The organism is Pseudomonas sp. A39, assembly GCF_058145955.1.
This window is the reverse complement of sequence record NZ_JBYVMD010000059.1, coordinates 22348-29044: the sequence shown is the minus strand read 5'-3', so window position 1 is coordinate 29044 and position 6697 is coordinate 22348. Positions and strand designations below refer to the sequence as shown.

Here is a 6697-nt window from a genome sequence, read left to right as displayed (position 1 = left end):
CGGATCAAGGGCGTGTATTTCTCGATCATGACCCAGGCCCTGACCTTCGCCGGGATGCTGCTGTTTTTCCGCAACGAGACCGGGTTTGGCGGGAACAACGGCTTCACCAATTTCCGCAGCATCCTGGGGTTTGGTATTACCGAGCCAGGCACGCGGGCCGTGTTGTTTGTGGCCACCGTCGCGCTGCTGGTGGCGAGTTTGTTCCTCGGCTGGCGGCTGGCACAGAGCAAGTTCGGCCGGGTGCTGACCGCGTTGCGCGATGCCGAAAACCGTCTGATGTTCTGCGGCTACGACCCCCGTGGCTTCAAGCTGTTCGTCTGGGTGTTGAGCGCCGTGCTGTGCGGTTTGGCGGGCGCGTTGTATGTGCCGCAAGTGGGCATTATCAACCCCAGCGAAATGTCGCCGACCAACTCCATCGAAGCCGCCGTGTGGGTGGCGTTGGGCGGGCGCGGCACGCTGATCGGCCCATTGCTCGGCGCCGGTGTGGTGAACGGCATGAAGAGCTGGTTTACCGTGGCCTTCCCGGAATACTGGCTGTTCTTCCTTGGGGCGCTGTTCATCATCGTCACCCTGTACCTGCCCAAGGGCGTCATCGGCTTGCTGAAGAAATGAGGAACGTCATGCTCGAACCTGTTTTTGATGCGGGCAGCGGCCGCGATGCCATCGGCCTTGGCCAGGCCGCCGGCAAGGGCCTCAACACCCGCCACGGCACCATCCTGACGCTGGAAGACATCAGCGTCAGCTTCGACGGTTTCAAGGCCCTCAACGACTTGAACCTCTACATTGGCGTCGGGGAATTGCGCTGCATCATCGGCCCCAACGGCGCGGGCAAGACCACGCTGATGGACGTGATCACCGGCAAGACCCGCCCCAGCCACGGTACCGCCTGGTTTGGTGAAAACCTCGACCTGACCGGCATGAGCGAAGTGCAGATCGCCCAGGCCGGCATCGGCCGCAAGTTCCAGAAACCCACGGTATTCGAAGCGTTGAGCGTGTTCGAAAACCTGGAGCTGGCGCAGAAGACCGACAAATCGGTGTGGGCCAGCCTGCGCGCGCGCTTGAGCGGCGAGCAGAAAGACCGTATCGAGGAAGTGCTCGACACCATCCGCCTGACGGCCTCGGCGCATCGCCAGGCGGGCCTGCTGTCTCACGGCCAGAAGCAGTTCCTGGAGATCGGCATGCTGCTGATGCAGGACCCGCAACTGTTGCTGCTGGACGAACCGGTGGCGGGCATGACTGACGCTGAAACCGAGTTCACCGCCGAACTGTTCAAGCGCCTGGCGGGCAAGCATTCGTTGATGGTGGTGGAACACGACATGGGCTTTGTCGGTTCGATTGCCGACCACGTCACGGTGTTGCACCAGGGCAGTGTGCTGGCCGAAGGGTCGCTGGAACAGGTGCAGGAAAATGAGCGGGTGATCGAGGTTTACCTCGGTCGCTGAGGCTTTATGTGGGCGCTGGCGCCCACAAGGGAATCGTGGAGGTTTTGAACATGTTGCAAGTCGACACGCTGCACCAGTACTACGGCGGTAGCCACATCCTGCGCGGGCTGTCCTTTGATGTGAAAGTCGGCGAAGTCACCTGCCTGCTCGGCCGTAACGGCGTAGGCAAGACCACCTTGCTCAAATGCCTGATGGGTTTGCTGCCGGCCAAAGAAGGTGCGGTGAACTGGGAAGGCAAAGCCATTACCGGGTTCAAGCCGCACCAGCGTGTGCACGCGGGGATTGCCTACGTGCCTCAAGGCCGAGAGATTTTTGGGCGGCTGACGGTGGAAGAAAACCTGTTGATGGGGCTCTCGCGCTTTCCGGGCTCAGAAGCCAAGGAAGTGCCCGCCTTCATCTACGAATTGTTCCCGGTGCTGCTGCAAATGAAGCACCGGCGCGGCGGCGATCTGTCCGGTGGTCAGCAGCAGCAATTGGCGATTGGCCGCGCCCTGGCCAGCCGCCCGCGCCTGTTGATCCTCGATGAGCCCACCGAAGGCATCCAGCCGTCGGTGATCAAGGAGATCGGCGCAGTGATCAAGAAACTCGCCGAGCGCGGCGATATGGCGATCCTGCTGGTCGAGCAGTTCTACGACTTTGCCGCCGAACTGGCCGACCAGTACCTGGTGATGTCCCGGGGTGAAATCGTCCAGCAAGGCCGAGGTGAAAATATGGAACGTGAGGGTGTACGTGGTCTCGTAACCATCTAATCTGTAGCCTCCTGACGATAAGCACACGCCATGAACCTGCCCGTTTCCCCTGCCCTGTTCACCCCCAGCTGGCACGCCGAGCTGGAACTCGGCTACGCGCGTTTCGGCGACACCACGCGCCCGGTAATGCGCCGCCACCTCGGCCCGCTGCGGGTGCAGAAGCACCTGTACGCCGAAGGCCCCGAGGTGTGCCAGCACATTATCGTGCACCCGCCTGGCGGGATTGCCGGCGGTGATCGCCTGGATATCAGCGCCCATGTCGGCGCCGGCGCCTGGGCGCAATTGACCAGCCCTGGCGCGGCCAAGTGGTACCGCGCCGGCGGCCCGGCGTATCAGCAACTGGACCTCTGTGTGGAAGCCGGCGCCACGCTGGAGTGGCTGCCCCAGGAAACCATCGTCTTCAGTGCCGCCCAGGCCGAACTCACCACGCGTATCGAACTGCACGGCGATGCGCGGCTGTTCTACTGGGATGTGGTCGCCCTGGGGCGCCCGGCCAGCAATGAGCGTTTCGACCTCGGCCACTTCCAATCGCACCTGGATATCCGCCGCGACGGCCAGTTGCTCTGGCACGAGCGCCAGCGCATTGTGGGCGCCGACGGCCTGCTCGACTCGCCCATCGGCCTGGACGGCCAACCAGTGTTCGCCACGCTGCTGGTGACCGGCGATATAGAGCCCGAATTACTCGAACACTGCCGCGCCCTGCCCCACGCCGTGCGCGGCGACCTGACCCAACTGCCCGGCTTGCTGGTCGCCCGCTGCCTGGCCAGCGAAGCGTTGCAGGCGCGGGGATGGTTGATTGATTTATGGAAATTGTTACGCCCCGTCATGTTTGGGCGAGAGGCGGTCGCACCACGAATCTGGAGCACATGAAGATCAATATGTGGGAGGGGGCTTGCTCCCGATAGCGGTGGGTCAGTGACAGATGTATTGCCTGACACTGCCCTATCGGGGGCAAGCGCCCTCCCACACTTGATCTCCATTGTATTTACGAATGTATTTCACGACGGACTGAACCATGGACCTGACCCCACGGGAAAAAGACAAACTGCTGATCTTCACCGCCGGCCTAGTGGCCGAACGGCGCCTGGCACGCGGCGTGAAGCTCAACTACCCGGAAACCATCGCCTACATCTCCGCCGCCTTGATGGAAGGCGCGCGCGACGGCCGCACCGTGGCCGACCTGATGCATTTCGGCACCACCCTGCTCAGCCGCGAACAGGTGATGGAAGGCATCCCGGAGATGATCCCGGATATCCAGGTGGAAGCCACTTTCCCCGACGGCACCAAGCTGGTCACCGTCCACCAACCCATCGCCTGAGGCACGGCCATGATTCGTGACGCTACCCAAAACGATTTGCCGGCGATCCGCGATATCTACAACGACGCGGTGCTGAACACCACAGCGATCTGGAACGAACAACCGGTGGACCTGGGCAACCGCCAGGCGTGGTTCAGCGCACGGCATGCCCAGGGTTATCCGATCCTGGTCAGCGTCGAAAACGCGGAAGTCACCGGCTACGCCTCCTTCGGCGACTGGCGCCCCTTCGAGGGCTTCCGCTACAGCGTCGAACACTCGGTGTACGTGCGCAACGACCAACGCGGCAAAGGCCTCGGCCCACTGCTGATGCAAGCCCTGATCGAACGCGCCCGCACCTGCGGTAAACACGTGATGGTCGCCGCCATCGAAAGCGGCAACCAGGCCTCGATCCGCCTGCATGAGCGCCAAGGCTTCATCACCACCGGGCAGATGCCCCGAGTGGGTATCAAGTTTGGTCGCTGGCTGGACCTGACCTTTATGCAACTGGCTTTGAATCCGGGCGCGGAACCGCCCAAGGAGTGAGATCGATGAATGCCGCGCACCTGCGTCGAGTCAATGCAGAAAGTTTTGCCCACTACCGCCTGGGTTTGATCGAGCTGTTGCTGGACGCGGTGAAGCACGGTGCTTCGGTCGGCTTCATGGCTGACTTTGATGAGGCTCAAGCGCGCGCTTATCTGAGCGGCGTACAAGCGAGCATCGAAGACGCCAGCCTGCTGCTATGGGTCGTGGTACGCGACGAGCAGGTGATCGCCAGCGTGCAGTTGGCGCTGTGCCAGAAGGCCAATGGCCTGAACCGCGCCGAGGTGCAAAAGCTGCTGGTGCACAGCAGCGCGCGCCGGCATGGCCTGGGCCAACAGTTGATGAACACCCTGGAACTCGCCGCGCGCCAGCACAAGCGCGGCTTGCTGTACTTGGACACCGAAGCCGGCTCGCCGGCCGAAGCCTTCTACCAGTCGCTGCGCTACACCAAGATCGGTGAGCTGCCCGACTACTGCCAAAGCCCGGACGGGCGCTACAGCCCGACCGCCATCTACTTCAAGACCCTGGGGCAACCTGCATGATTCCTGGTGAATATCAGATCCAGCCTGGCGATATCGAACTCAACGTCGGCCGCCGCACCGTCACCCTCAGTGTGGCCAACAGCGGCGACCGGCCGATCCAGGTGGGCTCGCATTACCATTTTTTCGAGACCAATGACGCGCTGACCTTCGACCGCGCCGCCAGCCGTGGCATGCGCCTGAATATTCCGGCGGGCACGGCGGTGCGGTTTGAACCGGGGCAGAGCCGTGAAATCGAGTTGGTGGATTTGAGCGGCGGGCGACGGGTATTCGGGTTTGCCGGGCGGATCATGGGCGACCTTTAGGGCCTCATCGGGGGCAAGCCCCCTCCCACGTTTTGACCGCGTTCACCCAACAAAGGTGGGAGGGGGCATGCCCCCGATAGCGATTTCATATTCAACACATATCTTCAGGGCAATCACATGAAAATCAGCCGCCAAGCCTACGCCGACATGTACGGCCCCACCGTCGGTGACAAGGTCCGCCTGGCCGACACTGAGTTGTTCGTCGAGGTCGAAAAAGACTTCACCGTCTATGGCGAGGAGGTGAAATTCGGCGGCGGCAAAGTGATCCGCGATGGCCAAGGCCAGAGCCAGTTGCTCGCCCATGAAGTGGTGGACACGCTGATCACCAACGCGCTGATCATCGACCACTGGGGCATCGTCAAGGCCGACGTCGGCCTGAAAAACGGCCGCATCCACGCGATCGGCAAAGCCGGCAACCCGGACATCCAGCCCGGCGTGACCATGGCCATCGGCGCCAGCACCGAAGTGATTGCCGGCGAAGGCATGATCCTCACCGCAGGCGGCATCGACTCCCACGTGCACTTCATCTGCCCACAGCAGATCGAAGAAGCGCTGACCAGCGGCGTCACCACCATGATCGGCGGGGGCACGGGACCTGCCACCGGTACCAACGCCACCACCTGCACCTCGGGCCCGTGGCACCTGGCGCGCATGCTCCAGGCCAGCGATTCGTTCCCGATGAACATCGGTTTCACCGGGAAGGGCAACGCCAGTTTGCCCGAGCCATTGATCGAGCAGGTCAAGGCCGGCGCCATCGGCTTGAAGCTGCATGAGGACTGGGGCACCACCCCGGCCAGTATCGATAATTGCCTGAGCGTGGCCGATGACTACGACGTGCAGGTGGCGATCCACAGCGACACCCTCAACGAATCCGGCTTCGTCGAAACCACGCTGGCCGCGCTCAAGGGCCGCACCATCCACACCTATCACACCGAAGGCGCCGGTGGCGGTCACGCACCGGACATCATCAAGGCGTGTGGCTTCCCCAACGTGCTGCCCAGCTCGACCAACCCGACCCGGCCGTTCACCCGCAACACCATCGACGAACACCTCGACATGCTGATGGTCTGCCATCACCTGGACCCAAGCATTGCAGAAGACGTGGCCTTCGCCGAAAGCCGCATCCGCCGCGAAACCATCGCCGCCGAAGACATCCTGCATGACCTCGGCGCGTTCTCGATGATCAGCTCCGACAGCCAGGCCATGGGCCGCGTCGGCGAGGTGATCACGCGCACCTGGCAGACCGCGGACAAGATGAAAAAACAACGCGGCGCCTTGCCCGGCGACGGTCCCGGCAACGACAACTTCCGCGCCAAACGCTACATCGCCAAGTACACCATCAACCCGGCGATCACCCATGGCATCAGCCATATTGTCGGTTCGATCGAAGTGGGCAAATGGGCCGATCTGGTGCTGTGGCGTCCGGCGTTCTTCGGCATCAAGCCGACCCTGATTCTCAAGGGCGGCGCGATTGCCTCCAGCCTGATGGGCGACGCCAACGCCTCGATCCCCACCCCGCAACCGGTGCACTACCGCCCGATGTTCGCCAGCTTCGGCAGCTCGCTGCACGCGACCAGCCTGACTTTTATCAGCCAGGCGGCCTTGGACGCCGGATTGCCCGACGCCCTGGGCTTGAAGAAGCAGATTGCCGTGGTCAAGGGCTGCCGGAACGTGCAGAAAGCCGACTTGATCCACAATGACTACCTGCCGGATATCGAGGTGGACCCACAGACCTATCAGGTCAAGGCCGACGGCGTGTTGCTGTGGTGCGAGCCGGCGGAGGTGTTACCCATGGCCCAACGTTATTTTCTGTTCTGACGTCGGT

Annotated in this window: 9 protein-coding genes; all 9 read left to right on the top strand. The window is 62.6% G+C overall.

The window, feature by feature from the left end:
• Positions 1-612 (top strand): ABC transporter permease subunit (locus AC3ZU9_RS28240; RefSeq protein ID WP_490091647.1); only part of this gene is annotated, 612 nt, incomplete at its 5' end.
• Positions 609-1442: an urea ABC transporter ATP-binding protein UrtD gene (gene urtD / locus AC3ZU9_RS28235; RefSeq protein ID WP_012721969.1), complete on the top strand. Its 834-nt coding sequence runs from the start codon at positions 609-611 to the stop codon at positions 1440-1442. The genes AC3ZU9_RS28240 and urtD, both read left to right, overlap by 4 nt.
• A gap of 50 nt (positions 1443-1492) precedes the next feature.
• Complete coding sequence (gene urtE / locus AC3ZU9_RS28230) at positions 1493-2191, top strand: urea ABC transporter ATP-binding subunit UrtE (RefSeq protein WP_012721968.1); 699 nt, start codon at positions 1493-1495, stop codon at positions 2189-2191.
• 30 nt (positions 2192-2221) lie between these two features.
• On the top strand, positions 2222-3061 hold the full coding sequence (locus AC3ZU9_RS28225) for an urease accessory protein UreD (RefSeq protein WP_490091646.1): 840 nt from the start codon (positions 2222-2224) through the stop codon (positions 3059-3061).
• A gap of 145 nt (positions 3062-3206) precedes the next feature.
• The gene (locus AC3ZU9_RS28220) at positions 3207-3509 is read left to right on the top strand and encodes an urease subunit gamma (RefSeq protein WP_010213535.1); all 303 of its coding nucleotides are present in this window, start codon (positions 3207-3209) and stop codon (positions 3507-3509) included.
• 9 nt (positions 3510-3518) lie between these two features.
• Positions 3519-4031, top strand: coding sequence for a GNAT family N-acetyltransferase (locus AC3ZU9_RS28215; RefSeq protein WP_012721966.1), 513 nt, complete (start codon positions 3519-3521; stop codon positions 4029-4031).
• 5 nt (positions 4032-4036) lie between these two features.
• Positions 4037-4570 (top strand): GNAT family N-acetyltransferase, encoded by a 534-nt coding sequence (locus AC3ZU9_RS28210; protein WP_012721965.1) that lies wholly within the window; start codon positions 4037-4039, stop codon positions 4568-4570.
• The gene (locus AC3ZU9_RS28205; protein ID WP_012721964.1) at positions 4567-4872 is read left to right on the top strand and encodes an urease subunit beta; all 306 of its coding nucleotides are present in this window, start codon (positions 4567-4569) and stop codon (positions 4870-4872) included. Before AC3ZU9_RS28210 ends, AC3ZU9_RS28205 begins: the two co-directional genes overlap by 4 nt.
• Positions 4873-4989: 117 nt before the next feature.
• Positions 4990-6690, top strand: coding sequence for an urease subunit alpha (gene ureC, locus AC3ZU9_RS28200; RefSeq protein ID WP_046033944.1), 1701 nt, complete (start codon positions 4990-4992; stop codon positions 6688-6690).
• Positions 6691-6697: the final 7 nt, after the last annotated feature.